The following is a 19796-nucleotide window of genomic DNA, read 5'->3' on the forward strand; positions in this document are numbered from 1 at the left end:
GCGAGGCTGTGACCTATAGAAAAAAACCAGAGCTTTTGCAATCTGCAAACCTCACCAAACATTTCAATGCCTGCGCCCAAGCCAGGTTGGATGCGGCCTGGCGACTCCTGAAACCCAGGATGAAAATTTTTACATCCAAGGATTCGTGACTTCAAATGTTTATTTTTTGGCTGGAGATTCGTCGTAACGCATCGACAAGGCTATACGCTCTGCAGTGCCCATTGGAATTTCTCCGACGACGGTCACCATCATGTCGCCCTGCGGCGTTGCAAGACGACGCGAAACTGCAACAGTAGGCCCTAACTGAGTCCGGATATCCGTGGAGGGACCACCCTTCACCGCCTCGATAAACACAGAAAAACGTGCCAGACCGTCGCCGTACATCAGGCGGGTAACAGACGATTGAGCAGACGCATTCTTGCGCACACCACTGCTGCTTATTTCAAAACCGGGAGGCAGCCAGTCGGAGTGCCAGGCCACAGGACCTATGGAAGACTCGGGCCTGACCTTGACCGCAGAAACAGGCTTGCAGTCGGCGCTGACCTTGAGCATCTGATCCGACAAATTACCAGCGGTATCGAGATCAGTGAACTGGAAACGCTCCAGCAACTGACCCTTCTCACTCAGCAGGAGTGACTTGAGTACAAGACCGGTTTCATTATCCAGGTGCAATTCGAGACCATATCGATGCTGGTCCTTGGGCGACAGTGCAACAATGGTTGCCTGACGACCAGCCACACGAGACTTGCCGACAATTTTTATGTCGTACCAGGCGGAGAGTTTCTTGACATCGAATGCACGGGAGGTGGAATCAGCCGGATTGGCTACACCCGCTTCGAGTGTACCGCTGACGCACTGGGTCAGCCCGTCAACACGCAGAACTTCCTGAGCAGAGCCATCAAGCTGCAACAAACGCTCCTGAACCTTGCCTTCCGCTATGCGGTGCCAGATTCGATGGGTAGAAAAACTACCGTTGCGCTCGTATACAAAAGTGCCTTGATAGCTCTGCTGCTGATCAGCCTTGGCAAGACGACTGATTGCGTCTTGCGCATCATCAGCCTGTACCGGGAGGGCAAGCCATCCACCAAGCAGTAACGGCAGTAGAGGGATGGCTCGCATGATCCTCCTTAACGGTTTTCCAGACTCGCAGCACGAGCGTACGGCAGCGCGCTTTCAGTACCTTTCAACGCAGCTTCCTGGGCATGCTGGCGCAGGTAACCCGGCAAACGTTGATCACCTTGACCAGCACCCTGCAATACGCCGTTGGCCATTGGGCCAGGCGCCTGCTCGGCACTTTCTTCAGTGTAACCCGCCAGTACGGCCGGGCCTTTCACTTGCGGAACGGTCAGGTTGGCAGGCTGTTGGCTCTGCTGTGCCAGTTGCGCACCGGCAATATCGTCCTGGTTGTACAGGCGGACACCGGCCAGAACGGCTACAGTAACCGACGCTGCAACTGCCAGACGACCCAGCGTACGCCAAGGTCCGCGCGCCGCCTTGAGCGGACTGACTTCGTCTGCAATCGCAGCAGACACGGCTGCCGAAATATCCAGATGAGGGATCAGCAGCTCTTTGTGCATGGCTGCACGAGCGACTTGGTAACGCGACCAGGTGGCACGAGTATCGGCATCGTCAATGGCATTCAATACCCGACGTAATTCCAGTTCGTCCGCTTCGTTATCCAGTACCGCGGACAGCGATTCCTGCAGGGCTTCACGACTCATGGCGGGTTCCTCTCTTGGGCTATCGCCGCTGTCTCAGGATTCCTGCAACAACGGCTGCAGGGCTTTATCGATGGCTTCCCGAGCGCGGAAGATCCGAGAGCGCACGGTACCAACAGGACACTGCATGACGCTCGCAATGTCTTCATAACTCAGACCATCGAATTCACGTAAAGTTAGCGCCGTACGTAAATCTTCCGGGAGAAGCTGGATGGTCCGATGGACAGTGCCCTCGATCTCATCCCTCAACAATGCACGCTCCGGCGACTCGATGTCCTTGAGGCCGTGATCGCCGTCGTAGAACTCCGCGTCTTCAGACCTTACATCGCTATCTGGCGGTCGCCGACCTCGCGACACCAAATAGTTTTTCGCCGTGTTAATGGCGATGCGGTACAGCCAAGTATAGAAAGCGCTGTCACCACGAAAATTTCCGAGCGCACGATAAGCCTTGATAAAGGCTTCCTGTGCAACATCCTGAGCCTCATGGGTGTCGTGCACGAAACGCACGATCAACCCTAGAATTTTGTGCTGATACTTCAGCACCAACAGATCAAATGCCCGCGTATCGCCACGCTGCACGCGCTCGACAAGCTGCTGATCCTCTTCCTGGGTTAGCATGAACACTCCTCGTTGAGCATGAAGGAGTGTTGCAACTGACATTGTTCAGGCTCGCAAACATAGACTCGGGCTTTTCGCAAAAGTTCTCCCCCTTCAAGCAAGTTTCCTGCAAGCCATCATGAAGCCTGCACGAAAAACGCAGCTCGACACGGTCGGCTGCGCGAATAGTCTTGTCGCCAGTTTCGCAGTTGATGATCACTTATCTAAGCCTGCGAAAACGACGCTGTTCCTGTGTAGGCAACCTGCTATTGAGCATGGTTCTTAGCAAAAAGTTCCATTGACACAATCACAGGCGTGAGCGGCAAACTGCGCAAAGTCCCCTGAAATCAGTGCACTGGAGCATTTCCAGTAACAGATAACAGGGAAAACAATAGGCATGACATCCCGGACTGGAGCACAATCCAGACCCGCCGTGGTCTCACATTGCCATGTAGGCGCGGCTATTGTGCCGTTACCCCAATACTTATACTAGTGGTCGCCAAGGGCAGAATTCGCAGATGAGTCAACATTTTCAGCATGACGTACTGGTAATAGGCAGCGGCGCTGCCGGGCTGAGCCTGGCACTGACCCTTCCCGAGCACCTGCGGATTGCGGTTCTGAGCAAAGGGGATCTGGCCAACGGCTCGACATTCTGGGCCCAGGGTGGCGTGGCAGCGGTGCTGGATGACACCGACACCGTGCAATCTCATGTTGAAGACACGCTGAATGCCGGCGGCGGTCTCTGCAACGAGGAGGCTGTACGCTTTACTGTCGAGCACAGTCGTGAGGCGATTCAGTGGCTGATCGACCAAGGCGTCCCGTTTACTCGGGGCGACGCCGCCGACACCGATGAAAGCGGCTTTGAATTCCACCTCACGCGCGAAGGCGGTCACAGCCATCGGCGGATCATCCACGCCGCCGATGCCACCGGCGCAGCTATTTTCCGCACCTTGCTGGAACAGGCCAGCAAACGGCCGAACATCGAATTGCTCGAACAGCGCGCCGCCATCGACCTAATCACCGAACGACGCCTCGGACTGGACGGCCAGCGCTGCCTCGGCGCTTATGTGCTCAATCGCACCAGTGGCGAAGTGGACACCTACAGCGCGCGCTTCACAATCCTCGCGTCAGGCGGTGCTGCCAAGGTCTATCTGTACACCAGCAACCCTGACGGTGCCTGCGGCGACGGTATCGCCATGGCCTGGCGCTCCGGTTGCAGAGTGGCAAACCTTGAATTCAACCAGTTTCACCCGACCTGCCTGTATCACCCCCAGGCCAAAAGCTTTCTGATCACCGAAGCACTCCGCGGCGAAGGCGCCTACCTCAAGCTGCCCAATGGCGAGCGCTTCATGCAACGATTCGACGAACGGGCGGAGCTGGCACCTCGCGACATCGTTGCCCGTGCGATAGACCACGAAATGAAGCGGCTGGGTATCGACTGCGTCTATCTGGACATCAGCCATAAACCGGAAGCCTTCATCAGGGCGCACTTTCCGACGGTCTACGAGCGATGCCTGGAGTTTTCCATCGACATTACCCGAGAGCCGATCCCGGTGGTTCCGGCGGCGCATTACACCTGCGGCGGCGTGATGGTCGACAGCAAAGGCCATACTGACGTACCGGGTCTGTACGCCATCGGCGAGACCAGTTTCACAGGCCTGCATGGCGCCAATCGCATGGCCAGCAATTCATTGCTGGAGTGCTTCGTCTATGCCCGCTCGGCGGCGGCAGACATCGAGAGGCAGTTGGCTGACGTGCAGATGCCCCTGGACCTTCCGGCCTGGGACGCCAGCCAGGTCACTGACTCGGACGAGGATGTGATCATCGCGCACAACTGGGACGAACTGCGGCGATTCATGTGGGACTACGTCGGCATTGTGCGCACCAACAAACGTCTGCAGCGCGCTCAGCATCGCGTGCGCCTGTTGCTGGATGAGATCGACGAGTTCTACAGCAACTACAAGGTCAGCCGCGACCTGATCGAGCTGCGCAACCTGGCACAGGTGGCGGAGCTGATGATCTGCTCCGCCATGCAGCGCAAGGAAAGTCGCGGCCTGCATTACACGTTGGACTATCCCGACATGTTGCCGGAAGCACTGGACACTATTCTGGTGCCGCCCACCTATTCCGGCTGAACTTCAGGCGCACGCGCAGACGTCGGTGAATATCCGGCGTCAGCGCGTCGAGCGGGATACAGCAGCTCATTCTCGACCAGGCTGGTTTACCGTTGATGATCGGGCGAAAACGCAGAATCACCACCCAGGGTAACGCAAGGCTGTCCGGGCATAACTGCACAGGCTGCCAGCCATCACGCTCATTCCATAGCTGCCAGCCTTGGGGATCGCGCTTCAGCGCGGTGAACGCTGCCGAATGGCTAAGCAGGATGGAGCGCGGCAACACCCAGGCAGCATGCGCAACGCAGACCAGCACACCGGGCGCTACAACCCAACCAGAGATATCCAGCGAAAACAGTGCGACAAGCGCCAGCAACTGAACAGCGAGATACAGTGCCAATAGCAGGTGCGAGGCCTGCCAGTGGCATTCGAAACGATCACTTGGGCTGGACACGGTCCAGAATCATGCGAACCATACGCTGCAATTCAGCGTCTTCGGACTCGGCGCGCTGCATGAACCAGCCGAACATGTCCTGATCTTCACAGGTGAGCAAACGACGGTACAGATCGCGATCCACGTCATTCAAATGCGGATAGACCTCACGGACAAACGGCACCAGCAGCACATCCAGTTCAAGCATGCCGCGGCGGCTGTGCCAGTAAAGGCGGTTGAGTTCAACGTCTTCGACCATGGAGCGCTCCTCAAAGTAGGCCGCAAGTATACAGCCGCGAGCCGGGCACGCGAATCTTGCAATGGTCGCAGCAGTTTTAACGTACCCCGTATGCATAACCTCGACTCGGCACTATGATGTGCCCCCGGACTTTTTTCCCAATTTGCGATGACCATGGCCCACACAGCTTTTTTCTGCACGCTATCCCATGAGGGCGTTCTCGCCGTTCGCGGCGTGGATGCCAGCAAGTTTCTTCAGGGTCAATTGACGTGCAACCTCAATTATCTGAATGAAGACACGTCCAGCCTCGGCGCACGCTGCACGCAAAAGGGCCGGATGCAGTCGAGCTTTCGCATCGTTTTCGAGGGCGACGGCTGCCTGCTGGCGATGGCCAGCGAACTGATCGAGACGCAATTGCTGGACCTGCGCAAATACGCAGTGTTCTCCAAATCGAAACTGACTGACGAAAGCGCAGACTGGGTGCGCTTCGGCCTGCAGGACGGTGATGGGGCTCTGGCCAGTCTGGGCCTGGAGCTTGCGCAGGAAACCGACTCGGTGGCACGGGGCAGTGAAATGATCGCTATTCGCGTCTCGCCGGGCCGGGCCGAACTCTGGGCGCGCTCTGAAAACGCGGACAGCATCAAATCAAATCTGGCATCGCAACTGAGTGAAGGCCCACTGAATGACTGGCTGCTGGGCCAGATACGCGTTGGTATCGGTCAGGTGTTCGGCAGCACTCGCGAAGAGTTCATCCCGCAGATGATCAACCTGCAGGCGGTCGGCGGCGTAAGCTTTAAAAAGGGTTGCTACACCGGCCAGGAAATCGTTGCGCGAATGCAGTACCTTGGCAAACTCAAGCGCAGGCTCTACCGCCTGACGCTGAGCAGCGAAGAGATCCCGGAGCCCGGAACGGCATTGTTTTCACCCGTACATGCCAGCGCCGTGGGCAATGTGGTCATCGCCGCGCACTCCGGCCAGGGCGTCGAACTGCTCGCTGTACTGCAGGGCGATGCAGCAGAAGACGGCCGTATAAATCTTGGCTCGCCAGAAGGCGCGACGCTGCAAATGAGTGATCTGCCCTACATACTGGACAGCAAACTCGAAACTCAGCGCTAAGCCAGACGAACACATTCAGGTTCCTAGTGTCTCTAGAGCGTTCCAGTGCACATGCTGGCGCTCTGCAGAGCGCGCGGAAAACTCTGGACACCCCCAACGGCTGCGAGATGCAACATGAGCAAGATGGCTGACGAGGTGCAGAGAAACTTGATCAAGGCCATCGACAGAGATGCCTTGTTTCTGCCTACCCTGCCGGAAGTAGCACTGAGAATTCGCCTTGCCGCCGAAGATACCGAAATCAGTATTTCGGCCCTGAGCAAGGTCATCGGTAGCGATACAGCCCTTTCCGCACGCCTGATAAAGGTCGCGAACAGTCCTCTGCTGCGTCCGAATTTTGAGGTCAGCGACGTCAATACCGCGATCCGGCGGCTGGGCGTCAATTACACCTGCAACCTGGCCATCGGCCTGGTGGTCGAGCAAATGTTTCACGCCAAGTCTCCCGTCATCGAGCAGAAGATGCGTGATATCTGGAAACAAAGCCTGCAGGTAGCCGGCATCAGTTACACGCTCTGCCAGCACTACACCACACTCAAACCCGATCAGGCCACGCTTGCCGGCCTGATCCATCTGATCGGAATCCTGCCGATCCTGACGTACGCAGAAGACCATTACGAGCTGCTGTCCGATCCGATCAGCCTCAACCACGTGATCGACAGCATTCATCCGGTCATCGGCGAACGCTTGCTGCGCTCATGGGATTTTCCCGAGCCGCTGGCCTGCGTACCAGGTCAGTTCCAGAACTTCTCGCGCGTGTCGAAAAGCCCGGACTACACAGATCTGGTACAGATCGCCACCGTGCATATCCACAGAAATACCGACCACCCTTTCAGCCTTGTGGAAATGGTCGACCTGCCTGCGTACGGTCAGTTGCGGCTTGCCAGAGCCGAAGGAATGCTGAGCGCTCAGATGGACGAAGCCAAGAGCATGCTCTACTAGGCTCATTATCAAGTCGCGACAAAGCTGACCCGCACTTTCAGCCCCCGTTCGGCGCCATCGTGCAATGTGATTCTGGCCAGGTGCGCACGGCAGATTTCCCCAACGATAGCCAGGCCGAGCCCGGCACCACTGCCCTGCTGACTGCGTCGGTAGAAGCGCTCGAAAACCCGCTCACGCTCATCTGACGGAATGCCGGGGCCATCATCCTCGACTTCGAGCACACCCGGCGCATAGACCCGCAACACGACGTTGCCGCCCGGAGAGGTATGGGCCAGCGCATTGTCGATCAGATTGCTCAGTAACTCGTTCAGCAATGTCGGCTCACCACGCAGCCAGACCGGCTCCTCAGCCTCCAGCGCCAGTGCGATGCCGCGAGAATGGGCCAGCGGTGCCATGGCCATACCCAGCTCTCTGGCCAGTTGGCTGAGGTCAAGCTGTTGTGCGCCGCCTTCGGCAATAGCCCGGGCACCGTTTTCAATCCGCGCCAGTGATAACAACTGATTGGCCAGGTGCGTGAGCCGATCGGTGCCAAGCGCCGCAGACTCCAGCGTACTGCGCCAGTGTTGCGGATCGCGCTCGCGCAGGCCCAGCTCGACCCGCGCCTTGAGCGCGGCGAGCGGCGTGCGCAATTCATGGGCGGCGTCGGCGATGAACTGCGCCTGCCGCTCGAACTGCAGGCGCAACCGCTCGGTGAAGTGATTCAGCGCCCCGACCAGCGGACGCAATTCGTGCTGCACCTCAACCATGGGCAGCGAGCGCAGATCGTCCGGCTGACGTTCCTCGACCGCCGTACGCAACCGTTCCAGCGGTCGCAATGCAGCGCTCACGGTGAACCAGACCAGAAGCAACGCGCCACCGCCGAGCATGCCCAGGCGCAGCAATGTGTCAGCCATCAGGCTTCGCGCCATGCCCTTGCGCGCCTCCTGGGTTTCGGCAACGCGGATCTCGGCAGTGCCATTCATGCCTGGGTCAGTCACCGGCTTTAGCAGGCTCACCACACGGACATCCTGACCTTGATAAACGCCGTTATAAAACTTGGCCAACGCAGGGTAATCGTCGGTGCGCAACGTTCCCGGTGGTGGCGAAGGCAGATTTTCGTAACCGGAAATCAGCTTCTGATGAATGTCGTTGACCTGGTAATAGATTCGCCCTTCGCTGTCGTAGGCGAAGGTGTCCAGCGCCACGTAGGGAATGTCGGCGCTCAACGTCCCATCACGCTGGGTCAGGCCAGCGGCAATGGTCCGCGCTGAAGCCAGCAATGTACGGTCATAGGCGGTATCGGCCACTTCGCGACCATTCCAGTAAGCGCTCATGCCGCTGGCCAGCATCAACACCACTAGCAGCAAAGCCAGGTTCCACAACAACCGCCAACGCAGGCTGTCGTTAATCATCGCGGCTTTCAAGCAGATACCCCAACCCTCGAAAGGTCACGATGGCCACGGAATGCCCATCGAGCTTCTTGCGCAGACGATGGACGTAAATTTCAATGGCGTCAGGGCTGGCCTCTTCATCGAGCCCGAACACCTGCGCGGCCAGTTGCTCCTTGCTCATCACCCGGCCAGGTCGTGCGATAAGCGCTTCCAGCACCGCCTGTTCGCGAGAGGTCAGAGTCAGCAGCTCTTCGCCCAGCGTGAAACGTCGCGTGTCCAGATCATAGGCCAGCACGCCACAGCGCTGCTGCCGCTCGCCGCCCAGCACACTGCGACGCAGCAAGGCCTTGACCCTGGCCTCCAGCTCGGAGAGCTCGAAAGGCTTGGCGAGGTAGTCGTCGGCCCCCAGATTAAGGCCATGAACCCGATCCTTGACGTCGCTGCGTGCGGTCAGCATCAGCACCGGCAGGTTCTTACTGCGCGCTCGTAAACGCGCCAGCACCTCAAAACCGTCCATGCGTGGCAGCCCTACATCGAGAATGGCGACAGCATATTCTTCACTGCTCAACGCTAGGTCGGCAGCCACCCCGTCATGCAGCACATCAACTGTCAAGCCCGCGCCCTTGAGCGCCTGCGCGACACTTTCAGCCAATTGCAGATGATCTTCCACGAGAAGAACACGCATCGCCGTCTCCTGATTGTCACTGTTGTTATCGATCTGGGTATCGATGCTTGTGGCGATGGAGTTTACAGGCCGGCCGCCGTCTGTGAAGGCCATAAACGATTTGCTACGTGCCGATCGCGACGTGAAAGGAAGCTGAAAGGTTTGCGAAAGGTTCGTCATTTAGCATCGCTAAACGACCCGACAGAAGGGTACGTATGAAACAGGCGCCTGGATGCGTCTGAAAAATAAAAACAATAAATCGTCAAACGGAGTCACCTCATGTCTACGCCAGCCCTGGCTTGCCAGTTCAGTGAGCACAGTCCATCGCGAAGTGCTCAGCGCCAGCTTTACCCCTGCTCCGCCTCCCTGCAAAACATCAGCGTACAGCGCTGTACCGATGGCACGTGTGTGTCGGCGAACAACGCTCGTCGTGCACGTAAAAAAAGCCTCAGTTGAACAGCTTCTCTCTACCAAAAACAAGAATAGCTCTGGAGACTGAACATGAAATTCCCCCTGCGTCAGATAGCCGCCACCGCCGGATGCATGCTGCTTGCCAGCCAGTTGCTTGCCGAGCCAAAACGTCCGGAATGCATTGCGCCCGCGTCGCCGGGTGGCGGATTCGACCTGACCTGCAAGCTGGTGCAAAGCGCACTGATCAACGAGAAGGTTCTGACCTCACCCATGCGCGTGACCTATATGCCGGGGGGGGTTGGCGCAGTAGCCTATAACGCAGTCGTGGCTCAGCGTCCTGCCGATGCAGGCACACTGGTCGCCTGGTCAAGCGGTTCGCTGCTCAATCTGGCACAGGGCAAATTCGGCCGTTTCGATGAAAACGCCGTGCGCTGGCTCGCCGCTGTCGGCACCAGTTATGGTGCCATCGCCGTGAAAAGCGACTCGCCATACAAGAATCTCGACGATCTGGTCAAAGCGCTCAAGGCCGACCCGAGCAAAGTCGTGATCGGCTCTGGCGGCACCGTAGGCAGCCAGGACTGGATGCAGACTGCACTGATCGCCAAAGCCGCAGGTATCAATCCGCGGGCCTTGCGCTACGTGGCGCTTGAAGGGGGCGGTGAAATCGCCACCGCCCTGCTCGGCGGCCACATCCAGGTCGGCAGCACGGATATTTCCGACTCGATGCCGCATATTCTGAGCGGCGACATGCGCCTGCTCGCGGTGTTTGCCGAGAAGCGCATCGACGAACCTGAAATGAAAGACATCCCCACTGCCAGAGAACAGGGCTACGACATCGTCTGGCCTGTGGTGCGCGGCTTCTACCTGGGGCCTAAGGTCAGCGACGAAGACTACAACTGGTGGAAAGCCTCGTTCGACAAGATCCTGGCGTCCGAAGATTTCGCCAGACTGCGCGACCAGCGCGAGCTGTTCCCCTTCGCCATGACCGGTGCGGAACTGGACACCTACGTCAAGAAGCAGGTCGCCGACTACAAACTGATGGCCAAGGAATTCGGCCTGATTCAGTAATTGAACCCAAATGACTGACTTTCAGTTGCGCCTGCACAACGGGCGCGATTCAGGAGCTTCTCATGGTCATACAACGCATTTTCGCTGCCGCACTGCTACTGGCATGCACTGGTCTGGCCCTCATGGCCTGGCCCTATCAAGCGCCCTTCTCTTATGAACCGGTCGGCCCGCGCGCTTTCCCTCTGCTGATGCTTGGACTGATGGGGGTCGCCCTGCTGTACCTGCTGATTCGGCCTACACCCATCGTCCATACCGAAGAGGAACCGGCGCTGGACCGCGAAACCCTGGTCAAGATCGGCGCGTGCATCGTCCTGCTGCTGATCTTCGCAGGATTGTTCGAACCGCTCGGCTTCATCCTCAGCAGCATTCTGATCGGCATTCCCATGGCACGCCTGTATGGCGGTCGCTGGCTGCCCGGCATTGTGGTGGTGACTCTGATGAGCGTCGGCCTTTATCTGCTGTTCGACAAGGCCATGGACGTCCCCTTGCCTTTAGGCCTGCTCAGCGTTCTGGAGAACTGACATGGATACTTTCAGCTATCTGGGCCAGGGCTTCGGCGTCGCCCTCACCCCGTACAACCTGATTACTGCACTGTCCGGGACACTGATCGGCACCGTCGTCGGCCTGCTGCCGGGGCTCGGGCCGATCAATGGTGTGGCGCTGCTGATCCCTATCGCTTTTGCGCTGGGCCTGCCGCCCGAATCGGCACTGATTCTGCTGGCAGCCGTGTACCTGGGCTGTGAGTACGGCGGGCGCATCAGTTCCATCCTGCTGAACATCCCGGGCGAAGCGTCCACAGTCATGACCACGCTGGACGGTTACCCGATGGCCCGCAAGGGGCTGGCCGGGGTTGCACTGTCGCTGTCGGCGTGGAGCTCGTTCATCGGTGCATTCATCGCCACCTGCGGCATGGTGCTGTTCGCGCCCCTGCTCGCCAAATGGGCGATTGCCTTCGGCCCGGCGGAATACTTCGTACTGATGGTGTTCGCCATTGTCTGCCTGGGCGGCATGGCCGGAGACAGGCCGTTGAAGACGTTCATTGCGGCACTGATCGGGCTGTTCCTGTCAGCGGTTGGCATCGATGCCAACAGTGGGGTGTACCGCTTCACGGGCGATAACATTCATCTCACCGACGGCATTCAATTCGTGGTGCTGGTACTGGGTCTGTTTTCGATCAGCGAAATCCTCTTGCTGCTGGAGAAGACCCATCGCGGCCAGGAGGCGGTCAAGGCCACCGGGCGCATGATGTTCAATGCCAAGGAAGCCGCGGCGGTCTTCGTGGTGAATATTCGCTGTGGCTTGCTGGGTTTCATTCTCGGCGTGCTGCCGGGTGCAGGCGCGACGCTGGCCAGTGCGGTCGCCTACATGACTGAAAAACGTATCGCCGGCCCTAGCGGCAAGTTTGGCCAGGGCGACATGCGCGGCCTGGCCGCGCCCGAGACAGCCATCGGTGCAACGGCCTGTGGCGCATTGGTGCCCATGCTAACGCTGGGTGTTCCCGGCTCGGGCACCACGGCAGTAATGATCGGCGCGTTGTCGCTGTACAACATCACGCCCGGTCCGATGCTGTTTCAACAGCAACCGGACATCGTGTGGGGCCTGATCGCTTCGTTGTTCATCGCCAACATCATGCTGGTGATCCTCAACATCCCGATGATCCGTATTTTCACGCGCATCCTCGCCGTGCCGAACTGGGCGCTGGTGCCGGTGATTGCGATCATCACCGGGATCGGCGTGTATGCAGTACACGCCACGACATTCGACCTGTTCCTGATGGTCGGTATCGGTATCTTCGGTTACATCCTGCGCAAGCTGGATTTTCCGTTATCGCCGATCCTGCTCGGCTTCATCCTTGGCGGTCTGATGGAACAGAATCTGCGTCGCGCCCTGTCGATCTCCAACGGCGAACTGGGGATTCTCTGGGCCAGTCCGATCACCCTCGGGGTCTGGGTAGTGACCGTTTTCATGCTGCTGTTCCCGCTGATCCGTATCTGGCGCAAGCGCACGAAGCAGCAAGCTGCCGCAACGCATGGCTGATTCGTCTCTGCGCCAATGGTGGGCAACGCCACTGGTCGGCCTGCTGGGCGGCTACCTCGCCAGCCAGGTCGGCTGGCCGTTGCCGTGGATGGTTGGCTCGTTGCTGGCAATCATCCTGGTGCGTTGCCTGACTCCCTGGCAACTGGCGCAGATTCCCGGCGGGCGCAAATGTGGCCAGTTGATTATCGGCACAGGCATCGGCCTGCACTTCACGCCGGTGGTTATCGAGCAAGTGCTGACGCATTTCGGACTGATCTTCTTCGGTGCGCTGATCACCAGCCTGTCGTGCCTGGTCGGCGTATGGCTGATGCTGCGTACCGGAGAGGATCGTCCCACTGCATTCTTCTCGAGCATGCCCGGCGGTTCCGGGGAAATGGTCAACCTGGGCGCACGTAACGGTGCGACGCTCAGCAGTGTTGCTGCCGCACAAAGCCTTCGGGTGCTGGCCGTGGTGCTGTGCGTACCGGCGATCTTCAAGTACCTGCTGGGTGAAGGTGCGCCTTCGCTGCATGCAACAATGGTCGACTGGCGCTGGCTGGCCTTCCTGCTTCCAGTCGGCGCAGCGTTGGCCTGGCTGTGGCAACGTCTCAAGCAACCCAACCCCTGGCTGTTCGGCCCTCTTCTGCTCAGTGCAGTCGTGAGTGTGGTCTGGGACTTGAAAATCGGACTGCCAAACGGTGCCAGTCAGCTTGGCCAGTTGCTGATCGGCAGCGGGCTGGGTTGCCATTTCAATCGGGAGTTCTTTCGACGTGCGCCCTCGTTTCTGGCGCGTACACTGTTGGGCACCGCCCTGACCATGCTGATCGCTGCAATCGCGGCGCTGGGATTGAGCGCCCTCACCCACCTGGACCTTCGCTCGCTGACACTGGGCATGATGCCGGGAGGTATTGCAGAGATGAGCCTGACCGCAGAGGTGCTGCAACTTTCGGTGCCGCTGGTCACGGCCATGCAGGTGATGCGCCTTCTATTCGTACTGTTTCTCGCCGAGCCGCTGTACCGGCGCTGGAACAAGCGGCTCATTGACTGAGCGCGTCAGTCAGACAGGCGGTAAACGCCAATCGATCGGCGCGATGCCGTTTTGCTCAAGGTACTTGTTGGCCCGCCCGAAGTGCCCGTTGCCCAGAAAGCCTTTGTAGGCTGACAACGGCGACGGATGGACAGAGGTCAGCACCAGATGCTTGGTCGCATCGACCAGTTTCTGCTTGCTTTGCGCATGAGCGCCCCATAGCAAAAACACCAAATGCGGTTGATGCTCGCTGACCACTTGAATGATCCGGTCGGTGAAATACTGCCAGCCTTTTCCGGCATGAGAGGCTGCGTTGGCGCGCTCGACGGTAAGCGTGGTATTAAGCAGCAGTACGCCCTGATCGGCCCAGGATTGCAGGCAACCGTGATTCGGAATATCGATATTCAGGTCGCGCTTGAGCTCTTTATAGATGTTGACCAGTGACGGGGGTGTCGGCACACCGGGCTGCACGGAGAAGCACAGGCCGTGAGCCTGATTCGGGCCGTGATAGGGGTCCTGACCGAGAATCACCACTTTCACGTTATTCAGCGGCGTTGAGTTCAGCGCATTGAAAATCAGCGGTCCCGGCGGATAGATTTGCTTGCCTGCGGCATGCTCCTGGCGCAGAAACTCGCGTAACTGCGCCATGTAAGGCTGTTCGAATTCGTCGCGCAGAGCTTCCTTCCAGCTGGGCTCAAGCTTGATGCGGTCGTCGCTAGTCATGGTTACATCCGGTAAAAACAATGCGCGGACACTAGGAAAGCCGGACGGCAAAGTCAATGCCGGTTGCGCTATGCGCTTCAAGATCGGGCGTAGAGCGTCCAGAAAGGCGTGCCGACGCGGAGCGTCGGCACCATAGTCAGTTTGCAGCAGTCAGTTCACAGCGTTGACATGCTCGTGAACGCGCGGGTTTCAGCTAGCGATGCCCGCCACGACCATCGCCGCGCCCGCCCCGTCCATGATCACGGCCATCTCTTCCGCCGCGCCCACCGTGGTCATCCCAGCCACGATTGCCCCGGTCGCCGCGGAAGCCGTCATTACGTCCGAAACCGCCATTGCCGCGAAAGCCATCATTGCGGCCGAAGCCATCGTTTCTCCAGCCATAGCCCGGTGGGCGTCCCGGCTGGTAGTAGCGCGGCACGGGCGGTGGCGCGTAATAGCGCGGTGCCGGGGCGTAGTAGCGGGGTTGAGTGTAATAGCGTGGTTGAGGCGCGACGTAGATGCGCTGCTCCTGATAGTAGGTAGAGCGATAGCCATTGTCATACGCGTAAGCGCCACCGACGACAGTTGTCGGCTGCGTGTACACATCGGATTCGTAGTAACCAGGACCTGCGTAGCAACCAGCAAGGAAAAGGGTCAGCAACGTGATAAGCAAGGGTCTTCGATACATGGCGGCCTCCTGGACCGCTATTGGGCACGAACCAGCGACGCTGGTCGGCGTCCGCCAAAGCGGTTGGCGGACGAAGAATCAGACACCGAAAAGGCATTCTAGTGCCTTGGGACAGGGGCGCGGTCACTGGGTTACTGGTCATCACATGGCCCCAAAAGGCTCTGAAACCAAGGCTTGCAGGCGTGTTTCAACTTGCTACAAACATGCTACAAAACATTTCACGGATACGCGCATCATCACGGTGCGCCCTCGCACCAGCACAAGGCAGCTTTCAGCGTGCTCCGCCGCCGATCATTCGGGCAGGCCTTGAAAAACAAAGGTCCTGGCAAGTTGGCACAACTCTCGCTTGATGACAGGTGTGCAGGAGTCAACACAGGTTCGCGGCACCACAATTTGCAATAGCCGACTAGGGTTCCGGCTTGCCGACAGGCAAGTGGCTGGTCCAAGAGTTGGCGACCTCCAGTAGAGGTTACACGGCGGGACAAAAGCCCGGGAGACAGGGACACCAGTGGTGTCACGTTGCTCCTGGCCGCCTTTTTTCCACTACTGGAGATTTCTCAACATGCAAAAGTCTCGTCTCTTCGGTCTGCTCACGGCAGGCCTGCTTGCTGCGTTGAGCCTCTCGGCGAATGCCGCCCAAAAAGATCACTTCAATGTCTGCTGGACCATCTACGCAGGCTGGATGCCGTGGGAATACGCAGGCAGCCAGGGCATTGTCGACAAGTGGGCGAAAAAGTACGGCATCAAGATCGATGTCACTCAGCTCAACGACTACGTCGAATCCATCAACCAGTACACCGCCGGCCAGTTCGATGGCTGCACCATGACCAATATGGACGCGCTGACCATCCCGGCCGCAGGCGGTGTGGAAAGCACAGCACTGATCGTCAGTGACTTCTCCAACGGCAATGACGGCATCGTGCTCAAGGGCGAAGGCAAGAAAGTCGCCGACCTCAAAGGCATGGACGTCAATCTGGTCGAGCTATCGGTATCCCACTACCTGCTGGCGCGTGCGCTGGACAGCGTCAAACTCAGCGAAAAAGACCTCAAGGTCGTCAACACCTCGGATGCCGACATCTCGGCCGCCTTCAACACCGACGATGTGCAGGCGGTCACCACCTGGAACCCGATGCTGTCGGACATCAAAGCCAAACCTGGCGTGACCGAAGTGTTCAATTCCAGTCAGATTCCCGGCGAGATCATGGACATGATGGTCGTCAATACCCAGACCCTGAAGGACAATCCGGCGCTGGGCAAAGCGCTGACCGGTGCCTGGTTTGAAGTGGTTGCGCTGATGAACGCCAAAAACGCCCAGAGCAAAGCAGCGCTGGAGCACATGGCCAAGGCGTCGGGCACCGATCTGGCTGGTTTTCAGGCACAGCTGGACACCACAAAACTGTTCGCCACACCAAAGGAAGCGCTTGAGTTCGCGACCGGCAAACAGCTGCCGGACACTCAGCGCAAGGTCGCCGACTTCTCGTTCGCTCATGGCCTGCTTGGTGAAGGCGCACGTGATGCCAACGCAGTCGGCATGTCGTTCGCCAATGGCGTGAACCTTGGCGACAAAGCCAACATCAAGTTGCACTTTGACCCCAGCTACGTGCAGATGGCCGTCGACGGCAAGCTGTAAATCACGTTCCGCAAAAAGGTCATTGCCATGCGTTTGATAAACCGCCATCCGGACCGTGCCGGTCGCCTGATTCTGGTGATCCTGCCGTTCGCCCTGTTGCTGTTCGCCTATTTCATGGGCTCGGCTACCCGGCTCGCGGAGAACCCTACCGACAAACTGCTGCCCAGCGCCATGCAGATGGCCGATGCGGTCAAACGCATGGCGTTCACTGCCGACACTCGCAGCGGTGATTATCTGCTCTGGCAGGACACGGCATCGAGCCTGCAACGTCTGGCAATCGGCCTGGGGGTCAGCGCGCTACTGGGCCTGTGTCTGGGTATTGCGGCGGGCATCCTGCCGCTGCTCGGTGCACCGTTGTCACCCTTGCTGACGGTCATGTCGATGGTGCCGCCGCTGGCGATTCTGCCCATTCTGTTCATCGTCTTCGGGCTGGGCGAGCTGTCGAAAGTGATGCTGATCGTGATTGGTATCACACCGATTCTGACCCGCGACCTGGAACAGCGCGCCCATGAAATCCCGGTCGAACTGCTGATCAAAGCGCAGACACTCGGTGCCACGACATGGACGCTGATCCTGCGGGTAGTCCTGCCGCAGCTGCTGCCGCGCCTGCTGATCGCCCTGCGGCTGGTGCTGGGTTCGGCATGGCTGTTCCTGATAGCGGCCGAAGCCATCGCCTCGACTGACGGCCTGGGTTACCGGATCTTTCTGGTTCGGCGTTATCTGGCGATGGACGTGATTCTGCCGTATGTAGTGTGGATCACCCTGCTCGCCTGGCTGATGGACTGGAGCCTTAAAGCCCTGACCCGACGCGCCTTTCCCTGGTACGAAGGAGCGCGAACATGAGCTTTATCTGTGTGCGCAATGTCTGGCAACAGTACGACGACCAAGTGGTGCTTGAGGGCCTGAATCTGGAAGTGGCCGAAGGCGAGTTCTGCACGCTGGTCGGCGCATCGGGTTGTGGCAAATCGACCTTTCTGCGCTTGTTACTGGGCCAAGAAACCCCGCGTCGCGGTCTCATCACGCTGGACGGTACGGCTCTGCGCAATGAGCCGGACGCCAGCCGTGGCGTGGTGTTTCAGCGCTATTCCGTCTTTGCGCACCTGTCGGTGCTCGACAACGTGGCGCTGGGCCTGGAGCTGCCCCGCTCACGGTGGATAGGCCGTCTGTTCGGTCAGAGCAAAAACCAGGCCCGGGAGCAGGCCGCGCAACTGCTGGACAAAGTCGGTCTGAGCCACGCCCTGGACAAGTACCCGACACAACTGTCGGGCGGTATGCAGCAGCGCCTGGCGATTGCTCAGGCACTGATCATGAAGCCCCGCGTCCTGCTGCTGGACGAGCCGTTCGGCGCGCTCGACCCCGGCATCCGCAAGGACATGCATCACTTGCTGCTGGACCTGTGGCGCGAAACGAAGCTGACCGTGTTCATGGTCACCCACGACCTGTCCGAAGGCTTCAACCTCGGCACCCGTCTGCTGGTCTTCGACAAGGTGCGCCACGACCCGCATGCGCCCGGTGCGTATGGCGCGCGCATCACTTACGACATCCCCCTCAACAGCGAACGCCGCGCCGAGCGCGCCGCCATCGATTCGCTGCTCAACGCCTCAGAGGAGCCCGTTCAATGACTGATTCAACCACGCTGTACCCGGTGTTCGCCGAAGAACTGCTGCCCGGTGGCGGCCATCACTCGTTCATCCTCAAACGGGGTGAACTGCTGCGCCTGACCGACCTGCACGGCAACGCCAACGTCAGCCTGACGCTACTCAATGCCGGCGAAAAAACCGAACGCCTGAACCTGCCGGACAGCCTCAAATGCCAGCACACCGCCAGATTGAGCAACGGCCATTGCCTGTATTCGGACATGGGCCGCGTATTGGCGGCCATTGTCACCGACACCTGCGGCTGGAGCGATAGCATCGGTGGCGTGCTTAACGCTCAGGAAGTCGCCGACAAATACGGTCAGGGTCGCTACCAGGAGCTACGCAACGGCTTCTTTCGCAACGGCGTCGACAACTTGCTGGTCGAGCTGGGCAAATGGGGACTGGGGCTGTCCGACCTGCTGATGACACTCAACCTGTTCAGCCGCGTCGACGTCGATGAAACCGGCGCACTGCACTTCGTCCCGAACAATTCGAAAGCCGGTGATTACATCGAACTCTATGCACCGATGGACACGCTGGTGGTGCTGACTGCCTTGCAACACCCGATGGACCCCAACCCGCACTACGCACCGCAACCGCTGAAACTCGGCTGGATGAAAGCCGACGCCAGCATTGCCGAACACTGCCGCACCTCGCGCCCGGAAAACGAGCGCGGATTCATCAATACCGACCGCCTGTTCGCCTGAGGAGCCCAGTCATGAATACCGATACCCACTCTTGCTGCGACGCGACCATTCCGGCAGGCGAACCGTTTCTGGCCGAGGTCAAGGCCGGGCAGACCGTGCGCATCCTTGATCTGGAAGGCAATCAGGCGGTCGACACGCTGTTTTTCAGCCTGGACAACCCGCGCGAACGCTATGACGTACAACGCACCTTGCGCCGCCAGAACAGCGTGTACCTGACCACTGGCAGCGTGCTGTTTTCCAATCTGGGCCGCCCCATGCTGACCATTGTCGATGACACTTGCGGACATCACGACACATTGGGTGGCGCGTGCGCGCAAGAGAGCAACACCGTGCGCTACGCCCTGGAAAAACGCTACATGCACAGCTGCCGCGACAATTACCTGCGCGCCTGCCTGCATGACGGCCGTCTGACCAAGACCGATATCGGTCCGAACATCAATTTCTTCATGAACGTGCCCGTGACCGCAGAGGGCGGCCTGACCTTCGAAGACGGCATTTCCGCCCCCGGCAAGTACGTTGAACTGCGTGCCGAAATGGACGTGATCGTGCTGATCTCCAATTGCCCGCAGCTCAACAACCCGTGCAACGGCTACAACCCGACGCCTGCGCAATTGCTGATTCGCGACTGACCCGGCACCCGCCCTCAGCAACGGACGACCGTTGCGTAGACAGATAAACAGCGGGACGGCCCGCTTCCCATCACGAAACCGAGCGCGCCTGGGTT

At 59.1% G+C, this 19796-nt stretch carries 21 protein-coding genes and 1 riboswitch; of the genes, 12 read left to right on the forward strand and 9 right to left on the reverse strand.

Annotated features, from left to right (window positions below; genetic code table 11):
- Positions 1–159 precede the first annotated feature (159 nt).
- From MME58_RS20260 to rpoE, 3 genes are read right to left on the reverse strand one after another with little or no spacing between them, the layout of a single operon-like run.
- On the reverse strand, positions 160–1119 hold the full coding sequence (locus tag MME58_RS20260; protein WP_054984249.1) for a MucB/RseB C-terminal domain-containing protein: 960 nt from the start codon (positions 1117–1119) through the stop codon (positions 160–162).
- 8 nt (positions 1120–1127) lie between these two features.
- Entirely contained in the window at positions 1128–1721 is a 594-nt protein-coding gene (locus tag MME58_RS20265; protein WP_054984250.1) for an anti sigma-E factor RseA C-terminal domain-containing protein, read from the reverse strand.
- 33 nt (positions 1722–1754) lie between these two features.
- Positions 1755–2336 carry an RNA polymerase sigma factor RpoE/AlgU gene (gene rpoE / locus MME58_RS20270; RefSeq protein ID WP_002554912.1) on the reverse strand — a complete coding sequence of 194 codons (582 nt, stop codon included), beginning with the start codon at positions 2334–2336 and terminating at the stop codon, positions 1755–1757.
- Positions 2337–2833: 497 nt separating this feature from the next.
- On the opposite strand from rpoE, the gene nadB reads away from it, so the two are divergent.
- Positions 2834–4450, forward strand: a complete 1617-nt coding sequence (gene nadB, locus MME58_RS20275; RefSeq protein ID WP_055006417.1) for an L-aspartate oxidase — start codon at positions 2834–2836, stop codon at positions 4448–4450.
- Here the strand turns inward: nadB and MME58_RS20280 are convergent.
- On the reverse strand, positions 4419–4883 hold the full coding sequence (locus MME58_RS20280; protein WP_055006418.1) for a protein YgfX: 465 nt from the start codon (positions 4881–4883) through the stop codon (positions 4419–4421). The two genes, nadB and MME58_RS20280, sit on opposite strands and share 32 nt — an antisense overlap.
- Entirely contained in the window at positions 4867–5121 is a 255-nt protein-coding gene (locus MME58_RS20285; protein WP_003378499.1) for an FAD assembly factor SdhE, read from the reverse strand. Before MME58_RS20285 ends, MME58_RS20280 begins: the two co-directional genes overlap by 17 nt.
- 153 nt (positions 5122–5274) lie before the next feature.
- Between MME58_RS20285 and ygfZ the strand changes: the two genes are divergently transcribed.
- Complete coding sequence (gene ygfZ / locus MME58_RS20290; RefSeq protein WP_055006420.1) at positions 5275–6216, forward strand: CAF17-like 4Fe-4S cluster assembly/insertion protein YgfZ; 942 nt, start codon at positions 5275–5277, stop codon at positions 6214–6216.
- A 114-nt stretch (positions 6217–6330) separates the two neighbouring features.
- A complete protein-coding gene (locus tag MME58_RS20295) occupies positions 6331–7152 on the forward strand; it encodes an HDOD domain-containing protein (RefSeq protein WP_054984253.1) in 822 nt (273 codons plus the stop codon).
- 8 nt (positions 7153–7160) lie between these two features.
- On the opposite strand, the gene MME58_RS20300 is transcribed toward MME58_RS20295, so the two are convergent.
- The gene (locus MME58_RS20300) at positions 7161–8543 is read right to left on the reverse strand and encodes a sensor histidine kinase (protein WP_054984254.1); all 1383 of its coding nucleotides are present in this window, start codon (positions 8541–8543) and stop codon (positions 7161–7163) included.
- Positions 8536–9207 carry a response regulator gene (locus MME58_RS20305; protein WP_054984285.1) on the reverse strand — a complete coding sequence of 224 codons (672 nt, stop codon included), beginning with the start codon at positions 9205–9207 and terminating at the stop codon, positions 8536–8538. Before MME58_RS20305 ends, MME58_RS20300 begins: the two co-directional genes overlap by 8 nt.
- Positions 9208–9687: 480 nt before the next feature.
- On the opposite strand from MME58_RS20305, the gene MME58_RS20310 reads away from it, so the two are divergent.
- From MME58_RS20310 to MME58_RS20325, 4 genes are all read left to right on the forward strand, one after another.
- Positions 9688–10665, forward strand: coding sequence for a Bug family tripartite tricarboxylate transporter substrate binding protein (locus MME58_RS20310; RefSeq protein WP_054984255.1), 978 nt, complete (start codon positions 9688–9690; stop codon positions 10663–10665).
- 62 nt (positions 10666–10727) lie between these two features.
- Positions 10728–11186, forward strand: coding sequence for a tripartite tricarboxylate transporter TctB family protein (locus tag MME58_RS20315; protein WP_054984256.1), 459 nt, complete (start codon positions 10728–10730; stop codon positions 11184–11186).
- Position 11187: 1 nt separating this feature from the next.
- Positions 11188–12702: a tripartite tricarboxylate transporter permease gene (locus MME58_RS20320; protein WP_055007091.1), complete on the forward strand. Its 1515-nt coding sequence runs from the start codon at positions 11188–11190 to the stop codon at positions 12700–12702.
- Entirely contained in the window at positions 12695–13729 is a 1035-nt protein-coding gene (locus tag MME58_RS20325) for an AbrB family transcriptional regulator (RefSeq protein ID WP_054984258.1), read from the forward strand. The genes MME58_RS20320 and MME58_RS20325 overlap by 8 nt, the downstream gene beginning before the upstream one ends.
- A 9-nt stretch (positions 13730–13738) precedes the next feature.
- Here MME58_RS20325 and ung read toward each other — a convergent pair whose 3' ends face one another.
- Positions 13739–14431 carry a uracil-DNA glycosylase gene (ung, locus tag MME58_RS20330; protein WP_055007090.1) on the reverse strand — a complete coding sequence of 231 codons (693 nt, stop codon included), beginning with the start codon at positions 14429–14431 and terminating at the stop codon, positions 13739–13741.
- A gap of 193 nt (positions 14432–14624) precedes the next feature.
- Positions 14625–15014, reverse strand: coding sequence for a hypothetical protein (locus MME58_RS20335; RefSeq protein WP_162491483.1), 390 nt, complete (start codon positions 15012–15014; stop codon positions 14625–14627).
- A 479-nt stretch (positions 15015–15493) separates the two neighbouring features.
- Positions 15494–15596, forward strand: a riboswitch (guanidine-I (ykkC/yxkD leader).
- Positions 15597–15660: 64 nt separating this feature from the next.
- On the opposite strand from MME58_RS20335, the gene MME58_RS20340 reads away from it, so the two are divergent.
- Genes MME58_RS20340 through MME58_RS20360 form a run of 5 tightly spaced genes read left to right on the forward strand, consistent with a single transcriptional unit; the run spans position 15661 to position 19701 of the window.
- Positions 15661–16728: a putative urea ABC transporter substrate-binding protein gene (locus tag MME58_RS20340; RefSeq protein ID WP_055007089.1), complete on the forward strand. Its 1068-nt coding sequence runs from the start codon at positions 15661–15663 to the stop codon at positions 16726–16728.
- A 27-nt stretch (positions 16729–16755) separates the two neighbouring features.
- Entirely contained in the window at positions 16756–17571 is an 816-nt protein-coding gene (locus MME58_RS20345) for an ABC transporter permease (protein ID WP_055007088.1), read from the forward strand.
- The gene (locus tag MME58_RS20350; protein WP_054984262.1) at positions 17568–18350 is read left to right on the forward strand and encodes an ABC transporter ATP-binding protein; all 783 of its coding nucleotides are present in this window, start codon (positions 17568–17570) and stop codon (positions 18348–18350) included. The genes MME58_RS20345 and MME58_RS20350 overlap by 4 nt, the downstream gene beginning before the upstream one ends.
- Positions 18347–19072, forward strand: coding sequence for an urea amidolyase associated protein UAAP1 (locus MME58_RS20355; protein ID WP_055007087.1), 726 nt, complete (start codon positions 18347–18349; stop codon positions 19070–19072). The genes MME58_RS20350 and MME58_RS20355 overlap by 4 nt, the downstream gene beginning before the upstream one ends.
- Before the next feature lie 11 nt (positions 19073–19083).
- Positions 19084–19701 carry an urea amidolyase associated protein UAAP2 gene (locus MME58_RS20360; RefSeq protein WP_055007086.1) on the forward strand — a complete coding sequence of 206 codons (618 nt, stop codon included), beginning with the start codon at positions 19084–19086 and terminating at the stop codon, positions 19699–19701.
- Positions 19702–19796 lie beyond the last annotated feature (95 nt).

The sequence above is a fragment of the Pseudomonas syringae pv. tagetis genome, assembly GCF_022557255.1.
In the GTDB taxonomy this organism is placed as follows: Bacteria; Pseudomonadota; Gammaproteobacteria; order Pseudomonadales; family Pseudomonadaceae; genus Aquipseudomonas; species Aquipseudomonas caricapapayae.